Raw genomic sequence first — 18,255 nt, 5'->3', positions numbered from 1 at the left:
GAGCCACTTCCGCCCCGATCGGTACGCGCGGGCGATCCTCTGCGTACCGATCGAGGTCCCTGTGGCTGCTGTGGCGATGATCCGCCCCTCTGGTCTCTCCAGCACCGATCGGTACGCCGAGCCTCGGCCTGTGGATGACGACCTGCGCCCGTCGCGGTCCTCCATCAGGGTGGCTTCCATGACGCCAGACGAACAGCGGGAGCTGCTCCTCGCGCAGACGGCCGATGCCGCTGCTGAGTTCCACGGTGTCATCAGCCTGTTGTGTGCGGCGCTCGTCCATCGGTGGCAGATCAAGGCGCTGCCGACGCGCCCTCAGATCACGGTAGGTCGCAATCAGCGTGTCGACCGGGACCGAGCCGCCAACGTCCAGATCAGGCGGCTGGACCTGCCGCCTCGCGACGTCGAACGAGGGGCGGTCACCTCCATCGAGCGGACGGTGCTGGACTGCACGCGCTCGCTCAGCTTCGACGAAGGGCTGTGTGTCGCAGACTCAGCGCTTCGCTCCGGCATGTCGAAGCAGCGGCTCCTGGACCTCGCCGCCGGCGCGAAGGGCCCGGGATCGCGCCGGATCCGATGGGTGGCCCACCATGCGTCGCCGCTCGCAGCGAACCCGTTCGAGTCCGTCCTGCGAGCGCTCGCTCTCAGCGTCGGCCTCCGGGTGCAGCCCCAGGTCAGGCTGGGAGGCGACTACTACCTCGGTCGGCCCGACCTGGTCGACATCGAGCTTCGGATCATCCTCGAAGCCGACTCGTTCGAGAGCCATGGGACACCGGCGGCGCTGCGGCGGGATGCGAGCCGCTACAACGAGTTCGTCATCAACGGCTGGCTCGTCCTGCGCTTCACCTGGGAGCAGGTGATGTTCCAGCCCGAGCAGGTGCGCAGGATCCTGCTCGGGGCGATCACCGAGCGGCGTACCAATCGGGGCGCGGGAGGCGGAAGCGCGGCATGAACAGCCTCAGAGGTCACTTCGTCACCGATCGGTACGCAGCAACCACGAAGCGCGGTGCCGGAGCGTGCGTCAGCGGATGTCGTCGTTGCGGCCGTCGAGACCGTCGAGCGCGTCCTTGGCCTTGTCGAGGAAGCTCATGTCGTTCTCCATCAGGTCAGTGGCCACCGAGCGGGGACCGAGCCGTTTGGAACACTAGCCCTCATGACGGCGGCGGGGGCAGGGCGCGAGGCCAGCGGCCCACCCGTCGTCCCACCCGTCGTCCCACCCGTCGTCGCGGTCGTCGGCGCCACCGCCGCGGGCAAGACGGGGCTCAGCCTCGACCTCGCCGAGCGGCTCGGCGGCGAGGTGGTCAACAGCGACGCGATGCAGCTCTACCGCGGCATGGACATCGGCACGGCCAAGCTGCCCGAGAGCGAGCGACGCGGCATCCCGCACCACCTGCTCGACATCCTCGACATCACCGAGGCCGCCACGGTCGCCGAGTACCAGGCGGTGGCCCGTGCGGTCATCGCGGACCTCCGCGGCAGCGGCAGGACGCCGGTGCTGGTCGGCGGCAGCGCGCTCTACACCCGGGCCGTGCTGGACCGGTTCGACTTCCCGGGCACCGACCCGGCCGTCCGCGAGCGGCTCGAGCAGGAGCTGGCCCGGGACGGGGTGCAGCCCCTCGTCGAGCGGCTGCGCGAGCAGGACCCCGTCGCGGCCGCCCGGATCGAGGAGATGACACCGGGCAACGGCCGCCGGATCGTCCGCGCGCTCGAGGTCATCGAGCTCACCGGCGACGCCTTCAGCGCCCGCCTCCCCGTGCAGGAGTACGTCGACCCGCACTCGATCCAGATCGGCGTCGACATCGACCGGGAGACCCTCGACACCCGGATCGTGCAGCGCGTGGAGGAGATGTTCGACGCCGGCTTCGTCGAGGAGGTCGAGCGGCTGCTCGACGCCGGCCTGGCGACCTCGAGGACGGCCGCGACGGCGATCGGCTACCGGGAGGTGGCGCAGCTCCTGGCCGGCGTACTCACCCTGCCGGAGGCGAAGCAGCAGACGGTGGTGAAGACCCGCCGGTTCGCGCGCCGCCAGGACGCGTGGTTCCGCAAGGACCCCCGCGTGGTCTGGGTGAGGTACGACGACCCCGACCGGGCCGGGACGGCGATCGAAGCGATCCGGGCGATCCAGGAGGTGTGAGGTAGGTCTCAAGGGGGGACTGAACAACTCATGCGTTCTCGGACCTCCGCAGCCGCATTCGCCGCGGCCCTCATCTGCCCAGCCCTCGTGCTCACGACCTCGCCGCACGCCGGTGCCGCCGCACCGGACGCCACGCGGCCGAAGGCGCCACCCAGGATCGCCACCAGCATCGGGCGCGGTGGCGCGATCAGCACCGTCGACCCGGACGCCACCAGGATCGGCCTGCAGGTGTTGAAGCACGGCGGCAACGCGGTCGACGCAGCGGTGGCGGCCGCGGCGGCGCTCGGCCTGACCGAGCCCTACAGCTCGGGCATCGGCGGTGGCGGCTACTTCGTCCACTACAACGCGCGGACCCACAAGGTCGGCACGATCGACGGCCGCGAGACCGCGCCGCGGAGGATGCGGCACGACTCCTTCATCGACCCGGCCACGGGCGAGCCCTACAACTTCACCCCCGAGCGGGTCTCGAGCGGTGTCGCCGTCGGCGTGCCGGGGTCGCTGAAGACCTGGCAGCGCGCGCTGAACCGCTGGGGCACCCGCAGCCTGGCCCGGTCGCTCAAGCCGGCGACGAGGCTGGCCCGGAGGGGCTTCGTGGTCGACCAGACCTTCCACGACCAGACCGCCGACAACCAGGCGCGGTTCGCGCAGTTCGCGTCGACCAGGCGGCTCTTCCTCAAGGGCGGCCAGCCGCCGGCGGTCGGGAGCCGGTTCCGCAACCGCGCCCTCGCCCGCACCTACGACCTGATCGCCCGGAAGGGCGTCGACGGCCTCTACCGCGGCCGGCTCGCCCGCCAGATCGTGCACACCGTCCAGCACCCGCCGAAGGTCGCCGGCGCGACGCTGCCCGCCACACCCGGCCGGATGACGCTGCGCGACCTGCGCCGCTACAGGACGATCGATCGCAAGCCGACGAGGATCGGCTACCGCGGGCTGAGGATCTACGGCATGGCACCGTCGTCGTCCGGCGGCTCGACCGTGGGCGAGATGCTCAACATCCTCGAGCACTACAACCTCCACGGCATGGATGCGGGCGCGCTCTACCACCACTACATCGAGGCCTCGGCCCTCGCGTTCGCCGACCGCAACGCCTACGTCGGCGACCCGCGGTCGGTGAAGGTGCCGCTGCGCCAGCTGCTCAGCGACACGTTCGCCGCCGAGCGCGCCTGCTCGATCAACGAGCAGACCGCCGCGCCGAAGCCGGTGCCCGCGGGCAACGTGGCGTCGTACGACGGCAAGTGCGCTGCGGCCCCCGCCCGTGGCGCCGCCCGCCCCGACACCGAGAACGTCGAGACCACCAACATGACGGTCGTCGACCGCTGGGGGAACGTCGTCGAGTACACGCTGACCATCGAGCAGACCGGTGGCTCCGGCATGGTGGTGCCCGGCCGAGGCTTCCTGCTCAACAACGAGCTGACCGACTTCAGTGCCGCCTACGACCCGAGCGACCCCAACCGCATCGAGCCCGGCAAGCGCCCGCGCAGCTCGATCTCGCCGACGATCGTGCTCAAGGGCAGGAAGCCGTGGCTGGCGCTCGGCTCGCCCGGCGGCGCGACGATCATCAACACCGTCAGCCAGCTGCTGGTCGACCGCATCGACCGCGGCATGTCGATCGCCGAGGCGATCACCGAGCCGCGGCTGGCCAACGCCAACACGACGGCGAGCAGCGCCGAGCCGGCCTTCGTCGCCAAGTACGCCGCGGCGCTGGCGCCCTTCGGCCAGACGCTCAAGCAGCTGACCGGACCCACGAGCGCGCAGGAGATCGGGGCCGCGACGGCGATCCAGATCGGGCGGCACGGGCGGCTCATCGCGGTGGCCGAGCCCACCCGGCGCGGAGGAGGCTCCGCACGGGTGGTCAGGCCGGCCAGGCGGTGACCGGTGCGGTGACCGGTGCAGTGACCGGGGCGGTGACCGGGGCGGTGACCGGGGCGGTGACCGAGGCGGTGACCGGGGCGGCGGCGGCGAAACGCGGGTGAAGGGCGACGCCGACCCCCGTACGATCGGGCGGTGACCTGGACCGAGATCGCCACCGTCGACGAGCTCGTCGAGCTGGTGGGACAGCCGAACGAGCGGGCCCGCACCAAGGGCCGCGACCGGCTGCTCGCCGTCGACCGCGCCTGGCTGGCGGCCACGCCGTTCTGCGTGCTCGCCACCGCCGACGCCGACGGCCGTTGCGACGCCTCCCCGAAGGGCGACCCGGCGGGGCGGCTGGTCCACGTCCTCGACGACCGGACGATCGCCATCGCTGAGCGGCCCGGCAACAAGCGCGTCGACGGCTACCGCAACGTGCTCGCCAACCCGCACGTCGGGCTGGAGTTCCTCATCCCCGGTCGCGGCGACACCCTGCGCGTCAACGGTCGCGCCCGGCTCGTCAGGGACGCGCCGTTCTTCGACGACATGGCCGTGCGCGGCCGGCGACCGCTCCTCGCGCTGGTCGTCGACGTCGAGGAGGTCTTCTTCCACTGCGCCAAGGCGCTCCTGCGCTCGGGCCTGTGGCAGCCGGAGACCTGGGCTCCCGAGGCGGGCGTCCCGCGCCGGGCGGTCATCGCCAAGGAGGTCGAGCACGCTCCGGGCACCCTGGAGGAGCTCGACGCCTACTACGGCGACAGTTACGCGGACGGCCTGTACTGATGACCTACCCGTTCCTCAAGGGCCACGGCACGGAGAACGACTTCGTGCTGCTCCCCGACCCGGACGGCACCGCCCACGGCGACCTGGCGCCCGACCGGATGGCGGCCCGGGTGCAGGCCCTGTGCGACCGGCACGCCGGCATCGGCGGCGACGGCGTCCTCCGGCTCGTGCGTACGTCGGCCGTGGACCCCGCCGAGACCGGCGGCAGCGACGCCGAGTGGTTCATGGACTATCGCAACGCCGACGGGTCCGTCGCCGAGATGTGCGGCAACGGGACCCGCGTCTTCGTCCAGTACCTGCGGGAGAGCGGCCGGGACACCGGCGACCGCATCACGATCGCCACCCGGGCCGGGGACAAGACCCTCACCTTCGACGGCGCCGACTGGACCGTCGACCTCGGCGAGGCGACCCTGCTCGGCGAGACGGAGGTCGGCGTCGGGCACTACACCTGGCCCGCGCAGCACGTCTCCATGGGCAACCCGCACGCGATCGCGTTCGTCGACTCGCTGGACCCGCACGGACCCGTGGGGAGCCTGCTCGAGGCGCCCGACCACGACGCCGCGGTCTACCCGGAGGGCGTCAACGTCGAGTTCGTCGCGCGGGTCGGGGAGCGGCACGTCGCGATGCGCGTCCACGAGCGCGGCGTCGGCGAGACCCGCTCCTGCGGGACCGGTGCCGGCGCGGTCGGTGTGGCCGCGATGATCGGCGACGGCGCGATCGCCCCGGCCACGTACGTCGTGGACGTGCCGGGCGGACGGCTCCGGGTCACCTGGACCACGGCCGGCCGGGTGCTGCTCACGGGCCCCGCGCTCATCGTCGCCGCTGGTGAGACCGACCTCTGACTCCGCCGGTTCCGCTCAGGTGGCGCGCCGCACCGCCGATCTGCGGCTCGTCCGGTGTGCACGGTGGCCTCCCTGGTCACTGATGGGGAATGACCGGACATCCAGACGCCGCCCGCGAGGGCGGTCGTCGGAGCAGTAGCAGCCCGGGAGGAACCATGCACCGCATGGAGGCCGTACAACAGCCGCAGGTCGCGAACCCGTGGCCGGCGCGGCTGGCGTACGTCGCCCTGGCGGTCGGTCTGCTGATCATCGCCATCTTCGCCGGCGTGCAGGACACCGCGGCGAACCCGTGGGTCTACCTGGTCGGTGCCGTCTACGGGACGGCGCTGACGGTGACCGGCGCGATCCGGATGCCGCGCTCCCACCGGCTCGCCTGGGTGGCCTTCGCCGTCTCCCAGGTCTTCTTCCTGACCGGCGACGTGCTCTGGACGATCTACGACAACGTCCTGGACGTGAGTCCCTCGCCCTCCCTCGCGGACGCCGGCTACCTCGCGCAATATCCGGCCTTCGCGCTGGGCATCCTGTGGCTGGTCCGGACCCGGCGGCGAGGTCGCGACCGCGCCGCCTTCCTCGACGCCGCCATCCTCACCACGGGCGTCACCGTCGCCGGGCTGGTCTTCTTGATCCTGCCGGCCTTCGCGGCCGCCGACCTGACCCTCGGCGAGCAGGTGGTGTCGGCCGCCTATCCGGTCGGGGACCTGCTCGTGCTCGCGGTCGCGTTCCGACTCCTGGCGGACGGCATGGCGCGCAACGTGTCCCTGCAGGCCATGCTCGCCTCGCTGGTCTCGCTCCTCGTGATCGACATCGCCTACGGCATCAGCGTCACCCTGGCCCTGGACTACCCGTCCTGGATCGACTGCGGCTACCTCCTCTCCTACCTGCTGATCGGCTTCGCGTCCCTGCACCCGTCGGCGCGGACGCTCTCCCAGGCCGCGCCCGACCGGGCCGGCGGCATCACCGCCGTGCGCATCTCCTGGCTGGGCGTCGCGCTCGTGCTCGCACCGCTCACCGGCCTGGTCGCCGACGTCAGCCGGTTCAGCGACTACCCGTGGATCGTGTTCGTCGGTTGCTGCGTGGCCGCCGTGCTCGTCGTCGCGCGGCTGTGGGACCTGCTCAAGGACCTGCAGCGCAAGGCGGTCCAGCTGGCCGGCCTGGCCGGTCGCGACGCGCTGACCGGTGTCGCCAACCGGCGCAGGTGGGACGACGAGCTCGCCCGTGCCTGCTCCTTCGCGCTCGAGAACGACTCGCGATTGACCGTCGCCGTCCTCGACATGGACCACTTCAAGGAGTTCAACGACAGCCGCGGGCACCTGGCCGGCGACGTGGCTCTGAAGGAGACGGCTGCCGCGTGGGCGTCGATCCTCGGGGGCCGGGGCCTGCTCGCCCGCTACGGCGGCGAGGAGTTCACCGTGCTCCTGCCTCAGCTGGAGGTGGCCGAGGCCAGCACGGTGCTCGACCGGCTGCGCCTGGCGGTGACGCACGGGCAGTCGTGCTCGATCGGCGTGGCGACCTGGGACGGGGTGGAGGCCACCGCCGAGCTGATGGCGCGTGCGGACGACGCCCTCTACCGCGCCAAGCGGTCGGGTCGTGACCGGATCGCCGTCCACGAGGAGGGGTCGATCACCGTGATCACGCCGGCGTCCTACGAGGCCGCGTCGCTGAACGCCATGCGTGTCGTCTACCAGCCGATCAAGGACCTCCGGACGGGTGCCGTGGTGGGCGCGGAGGCGCTGAGCCGCTTCGAGGGGCAGAACCCGCGGGCGGTCTTCGACCGGGCCGAGCGCGACGGCACGGCCGCCGCGCTGGAGGCCGCCGCGATCGCGAAGGCGATCAGCGGATGGAGCGGCGAGGGCTTCCTCTCGGTCAACGTCGGCCTGTCGAGCCTGGCCAGCCCGGCGGTGCAGGCCGCGCTGCCCGACGACCTGAGCTCGCTGGTCCTCGAGATCACCGAGGGCGAGGTGCTGGACTTCGGCGCCGAGATCGCCCAGGCTCTCGACGGGGCCCGCGCCCGTGGTGCGCGCATCGCCATCGACGACTTCGGCGCCGGGTTCTCCAACATGCACCGGGTCGCGAGGATGCGACCCGACCTCGTCAAGATCGACATGTCCCTCATCCGCGGCATCGACGCCGACGAGACCCTGCAGGCCGTCGTCAGCGGCTGCCTGCTCTACCAGAACATGACCGGCACCAGGGTCGTCGCCGAGGGCATCGAGACCGAGGAGGAGCTGCGCTGCCTGATCGACCTGGGCGTGGTGCTCGGGCAGGGCTACCTGCTGGGCCGCCCGGCCCCGGCGGACAGCCTCGACGTGCTCGGGTCGCGCTGACCGCACACGGGTGTCGGGTCAGCCGACCTTCACGCCGAACGCCTGGGCGAGCGAGGGCGCGGTCCGGGCGTGGCGCAGGTGCCGCACGTGCAGCACGTCCTCGAGGAAGCCGGTCAGGGAGTAGTGGTCGAGCGGCGTCGCGACCGCGCGCCGCGGCTGGTCCTTCGTCGCCACGACGGTGAGCACCTTGTTGCCGCTGCGGGAGTCGTCCTCGTCGGCGGTGACCACGATCGCGAGCCGGCCGGCCCTCCAGTCGGGGCCCGCGGTGAGCCTTCCGATCTGGCGCGAGATCCACGCGTCGGCCTGCGCGAGGGTGCCGTCGTGGGCGTCGTCGACGATGTCGGGGATCACGAAGCCGACGTTCGGCAGGCTCCCGGCGCGGGAGTCGCGGGCCAGTCGGCCGGCCCGGACGTCGTACTTCTTGCAGGCGGCGCGGTCGGCGGACGCGGAGAAGTAGGTCCACGGGTTGTGCCGGACGGCGTAGCGGCCGCTGTTGGTGAGCGCGCAACGCCGCGGCATCGACTCGGCGTAGACCTTGGCGGTGTGGCCCGAGCGCAGCGCCTGACGGAAGACGTTGTTGCCGGTCAGCCGGTGGGCGGAGGGGTCCGCGTCGTCGGCGACGCCCAGCGTCGAGCCGGCGGCGATCGCGATGTAGTTGGGCAGCGACGGGTGCCGGATGGCGCGGTAGTCGGTGGCGTAGGCATGCCGGGCGGCGAAGCCGTAGACCTTCGGCATGCCGGCCCGCATCTGAACCAGGGAGTGGTTCTCGACCATGAAGACGACGACCTTCGTGACGCCGGCGGACCTGTCGGCACGGGCGGGCGCCGCGGGGGAGACGGGCGCGGCGGGTGAGCCGGGCGCAGCCGCCGTCAGCGAGGCGGCCTCCGACGGCGCGGCGGTCGAGTCGGCGTCGCTGCCGCAGCCGGCGACGCCGAGGAGGAGCGTGCCGACCGCACAACCGGCGAGCAGGCGGGTGAGGAGCTTCGCGTCCGGGGCCACCTCCACGACGCTAGTCGATGGTGGTTAGATCCCGGCCATGGATCTGACCAACAGCACAGCCCTCGTCACCGGCGCCGCCAGCGGCATCGGCGCCGGCTGCGCCCGGGCGCTCGCCGCTCGGGGCGCGACGGTGATCATCGCCGACCTGCAGGCCGACAAGGGCGAGGCGCTCGCCGACGAGATCAAGGGCGTCTTCGCCCGGGTCGACGTGACCGACACCGAGCAGATCACCGCCGCCGTCGAGCAGGCCGCGTCGATCGCGCCCCTGAGGGCGGCGGTCAACTCCGCCGGCATCGGAAGCGCCTTCCGCACCATCGGGCGCGACGGTCAGATCGAGAGCGCGTTCCCGCTCGACAACTTCCGCAAGGTCCTCGAGATCAACCTGATCGGCACCTTCGACGTGGTCCGCCAGGCCGCGACGGTGATGAGCCGCAACGAGCCCGACGCCAACGGCCAGCGTGGCGCCATCGTCAACCTGGCCAGCGTGGCAGCGTTCGACGGCCAGATCGGCCAGGCGGCGTACTCCGCGTCCAAGGGCGGCATCGTCGGGCTCACCCTCCCGCTCGCCCGCGACCTGGCCGCCGTGGGCATCCGGGTCAACACCGTGGCGCCGGGGCTGATCGACACCCCCATCTACGACGGCTTCCCCGATCCCGAGGAGTTCAAGGCCAAGCTCGGTGAGAGCGTGCTGTTCCCGCACCGCCTCGGCTCGGCCGACGAGCTGGCGTCGATGGTGGTCGAGCTGCTCACCAACGACTACATGAACGGGGAGACGGTCCGCGTCGACGGCGGCATCCGCATGCCTCCCAAGTAGGTCTCGGAGCCCGGGTCGTCGGGGGCGTCCTCGACGAGGATCGCCCGCACCTGGCGGTAGGCCCGCTCCACGTAGTCCGGCTCGCAGGGGTTCGCCCGGCCCAGCTGGTCGACGAGGCTGACCAGCTCCTCGAGGATCCAGTGCTGGGGCGGCGTACCGCCGGCCAGGGTCTGGGCCGCGCACCAGCTCCGGAAGGCCTCGTACGTCGGGTGCTCGGCCAGTCGCCGGGACAGCTCGGCGCGCGCCTGCAGGACCACGCGGGCGTTGTAGCGGCCGAGGTCGCGGTAGGCGGCGAACTGGGCGACGTGGAAGAACTGGTCGACGGTGCTCACCCGCGGGAAGGTCGGGTCGACCTCGCGGTAGGCGAGGAGCTGGGGCGGCATGTCCTGCGTCAGGGCCGGCTTGGTGTACCACAGCACCGTCAGGTGGTCGCCGTCGCCGACCCGGCGCCGCACGAGGCCGAGGTTGACCGAGCGGTGGGAGTAGTCGCGGCCCGGTGTCGGCGCCGGGTCGCTGCGCAGGCAGTCGAGGTTGATGGAGACCGTCGCGCCGCACTCGAGCTGGGCCAAGTCGATGGCCTTCGAGATCGACCGCGCCGTGTTGCCCGGCCCGGAGTCGGCGTCGACGCAGACGACCTCCTTGTAGAGCCGGTTGCGGAGCAGCTCCACGAGCCCGGTGTTCTCCCAGTGGCCGCCGTCGGTGACGTAGAGGTAGAGGTCGCTGGGGTCGTGGAAGCCGATGAACTCCTTGAGCAGGTAGCCCAGCCCCGGGCGCGGGAGGGTGACGCCCTGCGCGGCCAGCTGCTCGGCGTAGCGCGGGTTGGGGATCCACATGCCGAGTCGGACGTTGAAGAACGCCAGCAGCATGCTGACCGGGCCGATCCGGAAGCGGCCCATCGCGGGGGAGACGGCCGCGGAGGACAGGCCGACCGCCAGCATCGTCGTGAGGCGCGGTCGCAGCCCTGTCGCGAGTCGCCGGAGGTCACGGCCGACCGGGCCGGCGTCGCGCTGCAGGAGGGCGTCGATCGCCTCGGTCGGGGCGGAGTACTGCTTCCACCGGCCGTCACCCTCGAGCGGGACGTACATGCGCACGTGCTCGGGGTCGAACGTGACGCTCAGCGCCGGGATACCCGCATGGGTGCGGACGCTGCGCCCCGTCACCGTCGCCGACGCGCAGATCTTGAGCGGGGTGCCGACGAGGTCGTCGCCGCGCAGGGTCAGCGAGTGCAGCAGGGGCTCGGGCGTCCGGCCTCGCACCGCCCCGCCGTTGTCGTAGGGCCGGGCCTCGAGCGGGCCGGATCCCTGCCTGTGCTCGTCGTTCGGGCGGTAGGTCGCGAACGCGGCCCGGATCTTGCCGCGGTAGAACGCGGCGAGCGACCAGAACTCGATGGCGCCGAGGAAGTGGATGAGCAGGAGGCCGACGATCAGCCCGAGCATGATCGTGCGGTGCCGGTCGGCCGGGTCGGCCGTCATCCCCTCGAGGGTCCACAGCACGCCGATGTAGGCCAGCGCGAGGCCGAAGAGGGTCCCGCCGAGCACGGGCGCGACGTTGGCGAGCGGCTTGCGCAGCAGGCGGAGCACGGCGCCGCCGGAGCCCAGCCCGCCGACGACGGCGACGAGGTGGGTGATCACCGCGTGCGCGCTGACCGGGCGCCAGAGCAGGTCCATCGCCGCGGGGACGCCCGCGAGCAGCACGGCGAGCGCCGCCGCCAGTCCGAGACCGCTGTAGCCGACGTACTTGGGGAGGGTGAGCCAGGTCGGGGGCTCGGCGACCCCGCGGACCTCCGCGACCTTCGCGGCCAGCACCCAGACGAGGACGCCGACGACGCCGACCGCCAGCCAGCCGAGGATCGGCCAGCCCGGCCGGCTGGTCGCGGTGAGGCAGCCGTGGTCGGCGAAGGTCAGCGCCTGGGTGTGCGAGCGCCAGTCCGGGCAGGCCAGCCCGTAGTACCAGCGGTAGACCCAGCCGGTGAGCTGGGCCGCCGTCCACAGCATCGCCAGGAAGACGAAGCAGTTGAAGACGATGCCCGTGATGACGGTGGCGATCACGCCCGGCGTGCGCTCGGCGCGGTCCAGCCGGGACCGCGTGGCCGGGCCCTCGCCGTTGCTGTCGGTCATCTTGTCGCGCGTGCTTCGCCGGGGCGTGTTGGACAGCAGGTAGCCGAGGTTGGCCCGCAGGTGCTGCTCCTCCGGCCCCGGTCCGCCGGTGGGTACGTCGACCCACGGCCGCGGCTCCAGGTGCTGGCTGTCGAGGGTGCGGGCCAGGCTCCACCCGCCCGTCATGTAGGACCCGCCGGAGACCGCGGTGACCCGCTTGGCGCGGGCCCAGTCCAGACCGGGCTCGGTCTCCTCCAACGCCTGCAGGGCGCCGAGGCTGATCGAGGCCGCCCGGATGCCGCCGCCGGAGAAGGCGAGCCCCAGGTCGTCGCGGATCCACTCCTCGTCCGCGTGCTTGACCTCGCCCGAGTCGGTCGTGCCGTCGTCGGCGCGGTCGGCGTCGTGGAGCGCCTCGATGATGGCGCGGCCGGTGAGCGCGGACAGGAAGCCCCCGATGACGTAGACCACGACCCCGAGCAGGATGAGCAGGCCGCCCCACGAGGCGATGGCGGCGATGCGCCAGCCCAGCGGCAGGCCGCCGTGGACCTGGCGGAGCAGGACGAGGTCGGCGACCAGGTTGAGCGCACCGGCCGACAGCGCCGCGATCGTCAGCGGTGCCACCCAGCGCCTGATCGTCACGGTGCGGAAGTAGCGGGCGGCCAGCAGCACCGCGAGCGCCAGCAGGGCCGACCAGGCGACGGCGAAAGGCAGGTCCCAGACCAGCGCCTCGGTGATCGAGGTGAGCGGGTAGCGGCCCTCTGCCCATGCGTCGGCGACCTCCTGCGAGCCCGCCACGGACAGGAGCAGCCGGTCGGGGACCCGCCGGGCGCCCGGGTCGGCCGCGGCGCCGGGCCAGGCCAGGAGTGCGGCCGCCACGGTCAGGGCCGCCAGAGCGGCGTACGCGCGTCTGCGGGCGCTGCGCTCCTGCAGCCGCTCGTAGAGCGCGGTCGGTGTCCATGCTGTCGTTGTCCTCACGAGCCTGCCCTCCTCGGCTCGTCACGGCGGGCGTTCGCGCCGTGGCATCCTCCGAGTGTGATCCCGCTAGGGCCTGGGGTGCATAGTCCGAAATGACTAGACGCGTTCCGCTCCCGCTGGGTCGAGGAGGTCGCGCAGCGACCGTCTCGAGACCATCGCAGCCCTCGCCCCTCAAACCGTTCGCCGCACGCTGGCGTGCCGCCGTATCCTTGGACCCGTATGACGAACCGACCTGAACCCCGCCCAGACGCCAGCCCCGACTTCACCCTCGACGACGAGCTCGAGGTGACGGCCGACTGGGATCCCGACGACGAGCCCGTCGAGATCGGGGTGACCGGGGACGACCCCGAGGACGACCCGACGATCGGCGCCATGGAGCTGGCCGAGCGGCACGCGCTGCGCCGCGTCGCGAGCCTGCGGACCGAGCTCGAGGACATCACCGAGGTCGAGTACCGCCAGCTGCGCCTCGAGCGCGTCGTGCTGGTCGGCGTGTGGACCAGTGGCAGCTCGACCGACGCCGACAACTCCATGGCCGAGCTCGCGCTGCTCGCCGAGACCGCGGGCTCGGAGGTGCTCGAGGCGATCTACCAGCGTCGGCAGGCGCCCGACCCGGCGACCTACATCGGCCGCGGCAAGGTCGAGGCGCTCGGCGAGATCGTCCAGGTGACCGGCGCCGACACCGTCATCTGCGACGGCGAGCTCGCCCCGTCGCAGCTGCGCAACCTGGAGGACCGGCTCAAGGTCAAGGTCGTCGACCGGACCGCACTCATCCTCGACATCTTCGCCCAGCACGCGAAGTCCAAGGAGGGCCAGGCCCAGGTTGAGCTCGCGCAGCTCAACTACATGAAGCAGCGCCTGCGCGGCTGGGGCGGCAACCTCTCCCGACAGGTCGGCGGCCGGGTCGCCGGCGGTGCCGGCATCGGTGGCCGTGGCCCCGGTGAGACCAAGATCGAGACCGACCGCCGCCGCATCAACAACCGCATCGCCAAGCTCCGCCGCGAGCTCGGCGAGATGAAGGGCACCCGCGACACCAAGCGGGCCTCCCGCCAGCGCCACGAGATCCCCGCCGTCGCCATCGCCGGCTACACCAATGCAGGCAAGTCCTCGCTGCTCAACAGGCTGACCGGCGCCGGCGTCCTGGTCGAGGACGCGCTCTTCGCCACGCTGGACCCGACCACGCGGCGTACGACGACCTCGGACGGCCGGGTCTACACGATGTCGGACACCGTCGGCTTCGTGCGGCACCTGCCGCACCAGCTGGTGGAGGCGTTCCGGTCGACGCTGGAGGAGGTGGCCGACGCCGACCTCGTCGTGCACGTCGTCGACGGCTCCCACCCGGACCCGGAGGGGCAGCTCTCGGCCGTCCGCGAGGTGTTCGCGGAGATCGGCGCCGCCGACGTGCCCGAGCTCGTCGTCATCAACAAGATCGACGCGGCCGACCCGCTCGTCGTGCAGCGGCTGCTGCGCACCGAGCCGCACTCCGTCGCCGTCTCGGCCAGGACCGGCCAGGGCATCGCCGAGGCGCTCGCCGCCGTCGAGGCCGACCTGCCCCGCCCGGCCGTCGCCTTCGAGGTGCTGCTGCCCTACTCCCGCGGCGACCTGGTCAACAAGATCCACCAGCAGGGCGAGATCGACACCCTCGAGCACACCGCCGACGGCACCCTCGTGAAGGGCCGCGCCACCGGGGCGCTGGCCGGCGAGCTCGAGCCGTACTCGATCGCCGCCGTCTGATCCTGCCCGTCTGATCCTGCCCGCGATGCCGGGGTATCTCCCCGGCGTCGCGTCTCCTCCTCACCCCAAGGCGAAGAGCCGACTCGGGTCGGCTGTGCGTCTGACAGCACCGGACCTGACAGGGTCCCGGCACGTCGGGGCCCGAGGAGGACAACACCATGGCCACTCGTCTGCCCAAGGACGGGCTCGGACGCCCCGTGATCGACATCGACCCGGACGTCACCCCGTTCCGTCGCGGCGCTGCGCCGCGCATCGACCCGCTGGACGGCAACCTCGACGCACTGCTCGAGAAGAACCCCCAGCTCGCCCAGGACCTCGTGCAGCAACGCCTGCTCGCGGCCACCCACTTCTCCGACCGCCTCGGCCAGCTGATCGCCGACCCCGCGTTCGACATCGGTACGACGAAGGCGCCGACGGTGCCGGGGCAGCTCTCCGGTGTCCTCCAGCAGCCGAACGGCCTGCCCGCGGCGCGCGTGCAGGTGACGATCACCCGTCCGTTCCCGGGCGGTCCGGGTGCCGGCACGGCCGTCACCGGGACCGACGGCTCCTTCACGATCGCGGTGCCGCAGGCGGTGCGCTCGGTCGAGAACCTGGAGTCCCTGGCACTCAAGGTCACCGGAGGGACCAGGTCCGCCGAGCTCGAGATCGCGCTCGCGGACCTGGACGCCACCGGATCCGCCGGCGTCCTCGCGCTCAGCGGCGCGGTGGATCCGCTGCCGCTCTCGGTGATCAGCCAGCTGGGCGCCGTCGTCGGCGGGCTCGACGGCAACCTGCCCGGCGTACCGCCCGAGCCGGGTCCGGAGGCGTCGCGCGCCGTCGCCCTCGGTGTCGACGCCGCGGCGCAGGTCTTCCGCACCGACCTCTCCGTCGACCGGTTCCCCTATGGGGTGCTGGTGCGGCTGGTCGAGCCGCGACCGAGCGTCGGCAGCCTCGGCGTGGTGCTCGGCGACGACAACCACCGCGTGCGGGTCTCCGCTGCCTACCTGCAGACCCTCAACGCGGCCGACCACCCCTACCGCCACGTCGAGCGGCTGCCGATCGACCAGCCGGTCAACGTCGACGCCTTCCGCGACGGCGTCGCCGGCATCACCCCGGGCGGGTTCGGGAGCGACGCGGCGACCGTGCCGATCGCGGGGACCCTCGGGCTCGGCTACATCGTGCACATGGCCCAGACGTGGACGCCCAAGGCGCTGGCGCTGGGCGACCTCGTCTACTCGCTCCCGCTCGCTCCCGGTGAGCAGCAGCGCATCGCGATCGTGGACCGTCGGGCCACCAGCACCGTCAGCGAGTCCGAGCGGCTCGACGTGCAGGAGGCGCAGTCCTTCCGCGAGCGCGACGACGCCTCGACGCGGGCGACCTTCGAGTCCGGCATGTCGCAGCAGGCCTCCGGCGGGTCGAGCTTCAGCACCGAGGCGCACTCGTCGTCGTGGGGCGCCGCGGGCGGCATCGGCTTCGCCCTCGGCCCGATCGCGATCGGCGGCGGCGCCGCCGGCGGCAGTGGCTCCTCGGACTCCAGCGGCGAGACCAACAACTGGATGCAGGGCGTGAGCAACTACGCGTCCAACGCCGCCCAGGCGAGCCACGCCTCGGTGGAGCGGGCGGCCAACGCCAACCGCAGTCTGCAGCGGCTCAGCGTGCGACTGGCCGCAGCCTCGGAGCGGACCGAGGTCGTCACCAAGGTGATCGCCAACCACAACCGCACCCGCGCGCTGACCATGCAGTACTGGGAGGTGCTGCGGATCTTCGATGTCCGCTCGGCCGTCGAGGGCACCACGCTGGTGTGCTTCGTGCCGCTGGACCCGGTCCGGTTCCTCCCGGCCGGTGAGCCCACTGTGCTCGGCGGGGCCTCGCTCGACCGCACCTCGGTCCTGCGGCGCTATGAGCAGCTGCTCAACTACGCAGCGATCCTGCGCCGCTCGGTCGAGCGGCCCTACCGCAAGGGACTGGCGGTCCTCGAGGAGTTCGCCGCCGACCCGCGCGCGACGGTGCAGTCGCCGACCGACTCCGCGGCCGACATGGTGACCGTCTCGCTCACCGGCACCTTCCTGCCGTACGACGACGTGCGGGTCACCCTGCTCGCCACGGGCGGTCGTCGGCTCGGCCCGTACCCCGTCCCGACGTCGGGGATCCCGGGCCTGCCCGACGGCACCGACCCGACGACCGCGCTGGCGAGCGAGGCCGAGATCATCGGCGCGCTGCGCGACCGCCGCGACGGGAGCCCGGCGACGATCTCGCGCTCGATCATGCTGCCCGAGTGGCTGCCCCGTACCGACGTGGTCGGGGTGGAGCTGACCCGCCAGTTCCGCGGCGTTCAGCGCCACTTCGCCTCCTCGGTGGCCAGCGAGGCCTCCCGCCTCGCGCAGGGCGGCGTCGCGTTCGAGGGGCTGCTCGAGACGCTGGCCAGCCGGGTCATCCCGGCGCGGGACGTCTGGTTCGCGCCCGACCGGCTCGAGCGCGAGGTCGGCGGGCCGCACCTGGACAACGTCAAGGCCGCGATCATCGAGCCCTCGACCGGTGGGACCGGGCCGACCCTGCTCGACGAGGCGCTCGGTGGCGCCGAGTTCACGCCCGCCCCGCTGCCGTTCCCCGCCACGATGCTGCCGCCGGAGCTGGCCTACACCGCGCTGCTGGAGATCGAGAAGACCCTCCAGCACGTCGTCTCGAACACGGTCACCTACTCCAAGGCGGTGTGGATGTCGCTCACGTCCGAGGAGCGGGTGATGCTGCTCGAGGGCTACACGATCGGCGTCGCCGGCGGGGTCGAGGACGACACCCAGGACATCCCGCTGCTCGCCTGCGTGGCCAACCAGCTGCTCGGGTTCTACGGCAACTCGATGGTGCTGCCGTTCATGATCCCGGCCCAGCTGGTCGCCAAGCGGGAGCCGGTCGACGGCGTACCGTTCACGACCGCCTCGGTGCAGGACGCGCTCACGCGCTACCACACGGCGGGCTTCTCGCCGCCGACGTCGACGATCGCCCTGCCGACCCAGGGGGTGCTCGGCGAGGCCGTGCTCGGCAGCCAGCCGTCGGCAGAGAAGATCGACCTGACCCGGTTCTGGAACTGGCAGGACTCGCCGATGGACGAGGCGCCCGACATCGCCGGCGTGACGGTGCCCGACGGCTCGCTGACGGCCGGGCTGCAGGCGCCGAACACCCTCACCGGGGTCTCTCCGGCGATCCAGATCTCGACGCAGGGGCCGGCGGCGGACTTCGGCGTGCTCGGCGACCTGGTGAAGGCGGCGGCCGAGGCCAAGGGCTTCGACGTCGCCTCGCTGACCGGGTCGGAGGCGCTCGCCCAGCTCATCACCGAGTCGCTCAAGACGGCGGAGTCGGCGCGCAAGGACGCGCTGGCCGGGGCCACCTCGATGGCGAAGACGGCCATGGAGAGCATCCCCAACGTCATCACCGCCAAGGCGGCGGCCGCTGCGGCGGGCAAGAAGGACGACGCCGCCAAGAAGCCGACGGTGACCAAGCTCGAGCCCGTCAAGGGCAAGGTCGCCGCCGCACTGGTGATCACCGGCACCGGCTTCACCGAGGTCCAGAAGGTCACCGTCGGCGAGAAGGACCTCGCCGAGCAGAAGGTGGAGAGCGACACCAAGATCACCGGCAAGGTGCCGAGCGGTCTCGCCCCGGGCGCCGTCGACGTCGTCGTGACGACGAAGGCGGGCGCGTCGGAGAAGTCCGACAAGTCCAAGTTCACGGTCGAGGCCTAGGA

General features: G+C 72.3%; 11 protein-coding genes. 9 read left to right on the top strand and 2 right to left on the bottom strand.

The window, feature by feature from the left end:
- Positions 1 to 178: 178 nt before the first annotated feature.
- The 6 genes from BM236_RS08545 (at position 179) to BM236_RS08520 (ending at position 7,925) form a co-directional block, all read left to right on the top strand.
- A complete protein-coding gene (locus BM236_RS08545) occupies positions 179 to 949 on the top strand; it encodes a DUF559 domain-containing protein (protein ID WP_175507615.1) in 771 nt (256 codons plus the stop codon).
- Positions 950 to 1,150: 201 nt separating this feature from the next.
- On the top strand, positions 1,151 to 2,131 hold the full coding sequence (gene miaA, locus BM236_RS08540) for a tRNA (adenosine(37)-N6)-dimethylallyltransferase MiaA (RefSeq protein ID WP_091122496.1): 981 nt from the start codon (positions 1,151 to 1,153) through the stop codon (positions 2,129 to 2,131).
- Between the two features lie 30 nt (positions 2,132 to 2,161).
- Positions 2,162 to 4,003 carry a gamma-glutamyltransferase gene (gene ggt, locus BM236_RS08535; RefSeq protein ID WP_091122493.1) on the top strand — a complete coding sequence of 614 codons (1,842 nt, stop codon included), beginning with the start codon at positions 2,162 to 2,164 and terminating at the stop codon, positions 4,001 to 4,003.
- 132 nt (positions 4,004 to 4,135) lie between these two features.
- Positions 4,136 to 4,759 carry a pyridoxamine 5'-phosphate oxidase family protein gene (locus tag BM236_RS08530; protein ID WP_091122491.1) on the top strand — a complete coding sequence of 208 codons (624 nt, stop codon included), beginning with the start codon at positions 4,136 to 4,138 and terminating at the stop codon, positions 4,757 to 4,759.
- The gene (gene dapF, locus BM236_RS08525) at positions 4,759 to 5,601 is read left to right on the top strand and encodes a diaminopimelate epimerase (RefSeq protein WP_091122488.1); all 843 of its coding nucleotides are present in this window, start codon (positions 4,759 to 4,761) and stop codon (positions 5,599 to 5,601) included. The genes BM236_RS08530 and dapF overlap by 1 nt, the downstream gene beginning before the upstream one ends.
- Positions 5,602 to 5,765: 164 nt before the next feature.
- On the top strand, positions 5,766 to 7,925 hold the full coding sequence (locus tag BM236_RS08520) for a bifunctional diguanylate cyclase/phosphodiesterase (RefSeq protein WP_091122486.1): 2,160 nt from the start codon (positions 5,766 to 5,768) through the stop codon (positions 7,923 to 7,925).
- Between the two features lie 18 nt (positions 7,926 to 7,943).
- On the opposite strand, the gene BM236_RS08515 is transcribed toward BM236_RS08520, so the two are convergent.
- Positions 7,944 to 8,924 carry an alkaline phosphatase family protein gene (locus BM236_RS08515; protein ID WP_139230064.1) on the bottom strand — a complete coding sequence of 327 codons (981 nt, stop codon included), beginning with the start codon at positions 8,922 to 8,924 and terminating at the stop codon, positions 7,944 to 7,946.
- Positions 8,925 to 8,961: 37 nt separating this feature from the next.
- Here BM236_RS08515 and BM236_RS08510 point away from each other — a divergent pair, with 37 nt between their 5' ends.
- Positions 8,962 to 9,738 (top strand): SDR family oxidoreductase, encoded by a 777-nt coding sequence (locus tag BM236_RS08510; protein WP_091122482.1) that lies wholly within the window; start codon positions 8,962 to 8,964, stop codon positions 9,736 to 9,738.
- On the opposite strand, the gene BM236_RS08505 is transcribed toward BM236_RS08510, so the two are convergent.
- On the bottom strand, positions 9,681 to 12,809 hold the full coding sequence (locus BM236_RS08505; RefSeq protein WP_091122480.1) for a patatin-like phospholipase family protein: 3,129 nt from the start codon (positions 12,807 to 12,809) through the stop codon (positions 9,681 to 9,683). The two genes, BM236_RS08510 and BM236_RS08505, sit on opposite strands and share 58 nt — an antisense overlap.
- 219 nt (positions 12,810 to 13,028) lie before the next feature.
- On the opposite strand from BM236_RS08505, the gene hflX reads away from it, so the two are divergent.
- A complete protein-coding gene (gene hflX / locus BM236_RS08500) occupies positions 13,029 to 14,540 on the top strand; it encodes a GTPase HflX (protein WP_139230063.1) in 1,512 nt (503 codons plus the stop codon).
- A 158-nt stretch (positions 14,541 to 14,698) separates the two neighbouring features.
- Positions 14,699 to 18,253 carry an IPT/TIG domain-containing protein gene (locus BM236_RS08495; RefSeq protein ID WP_091122478.1) on the top strand — a complete coding sequence of 1,185 codons (3,555 nt, stop codon included), beginning with the start codon at positions 14,699 to 14,701 and terminating at the stop codon, positions 18,251 to 18,253.
- The last annotated feature ends 2 nt before the right edge of the window (positions 18,254 to 18,255 follow it).

Origin of the sequence: Nocardioides terrae, from assembly GCF_900112345.1 — a bacterium.
Taxonomy (GTDB): domain Bacteria; phylum Actinomycetota; class Actinomycetes; order Propionibacteriales; family Nocardioidaceae; genus Nocardioides; species Nocardioides terrae.
The sequence above is the reverse complement of the archived record's forward strand: the minus strand, read 5'-3'. Positions and strand labels throughout refer to the sequence as shown.

What these genes read in the sequence shown, in the direction of transcription:
- miaA (WP_091122496.1), top strand. Translation starts at nt 1,151, where the DNA reads ATGACGGCGGCGGGGGCAGGGCGCGAGGCCAGCGGCCCACCCGTCGTC.
- BM236_RS08545 (WP_175507615.1), top strand. Translation starts at nt 179, where the DNA reads ATGACGCCAGACGAACAGCGGGAGCTGCTCCTCGCGCAGACGGCCGAT.
- BM236_RS08495 (WP_091122478.1), top strand. Translation starts at nt 14,699, where the DNA reads ATGGCCACTCGTCTGCCCAAGGACGGGCTCGGACGCCCCGTGATCGAC.
- BM236_RS08510 (WP_091122482.1), top strand. Translation starts at nt 8,962, where the DNA reads ATGGATCTGACCAACAGCACAGCCCTCGTCACCGGCGCCGCCAGCGGC.
- ggt (WP_091122493.1), top strand. Translation starts at nt 2,162, where the DNA reads ATGCGTTCTCGGACCTCCGCAGCCGCATTCGCCGCGGCCCTCATCTGC.
- BM236_RS08520 (WP_091122486.1), top strand. Translation starts at nt 5,766, where the DNA reads ATGGAGGCCGTACAACAGCCGCAGGTCGCGAACCCGTGGCCGGCGCGG.
- hflX (WP_139230063.1), top strand. Translation starts at nt 13,029, where the DNA reads ATGACGAACCGACCTGAACCCCGCCCAGACGCCAGCCCCGACTTCACC.
- dapF (WP_091122488.1), top strand. Translation starts at nt 4,759, where the DNA reads ATGACCTACCCGTTCCTCAAGGGCCACGGCACGGAGAACGACTTCGTG.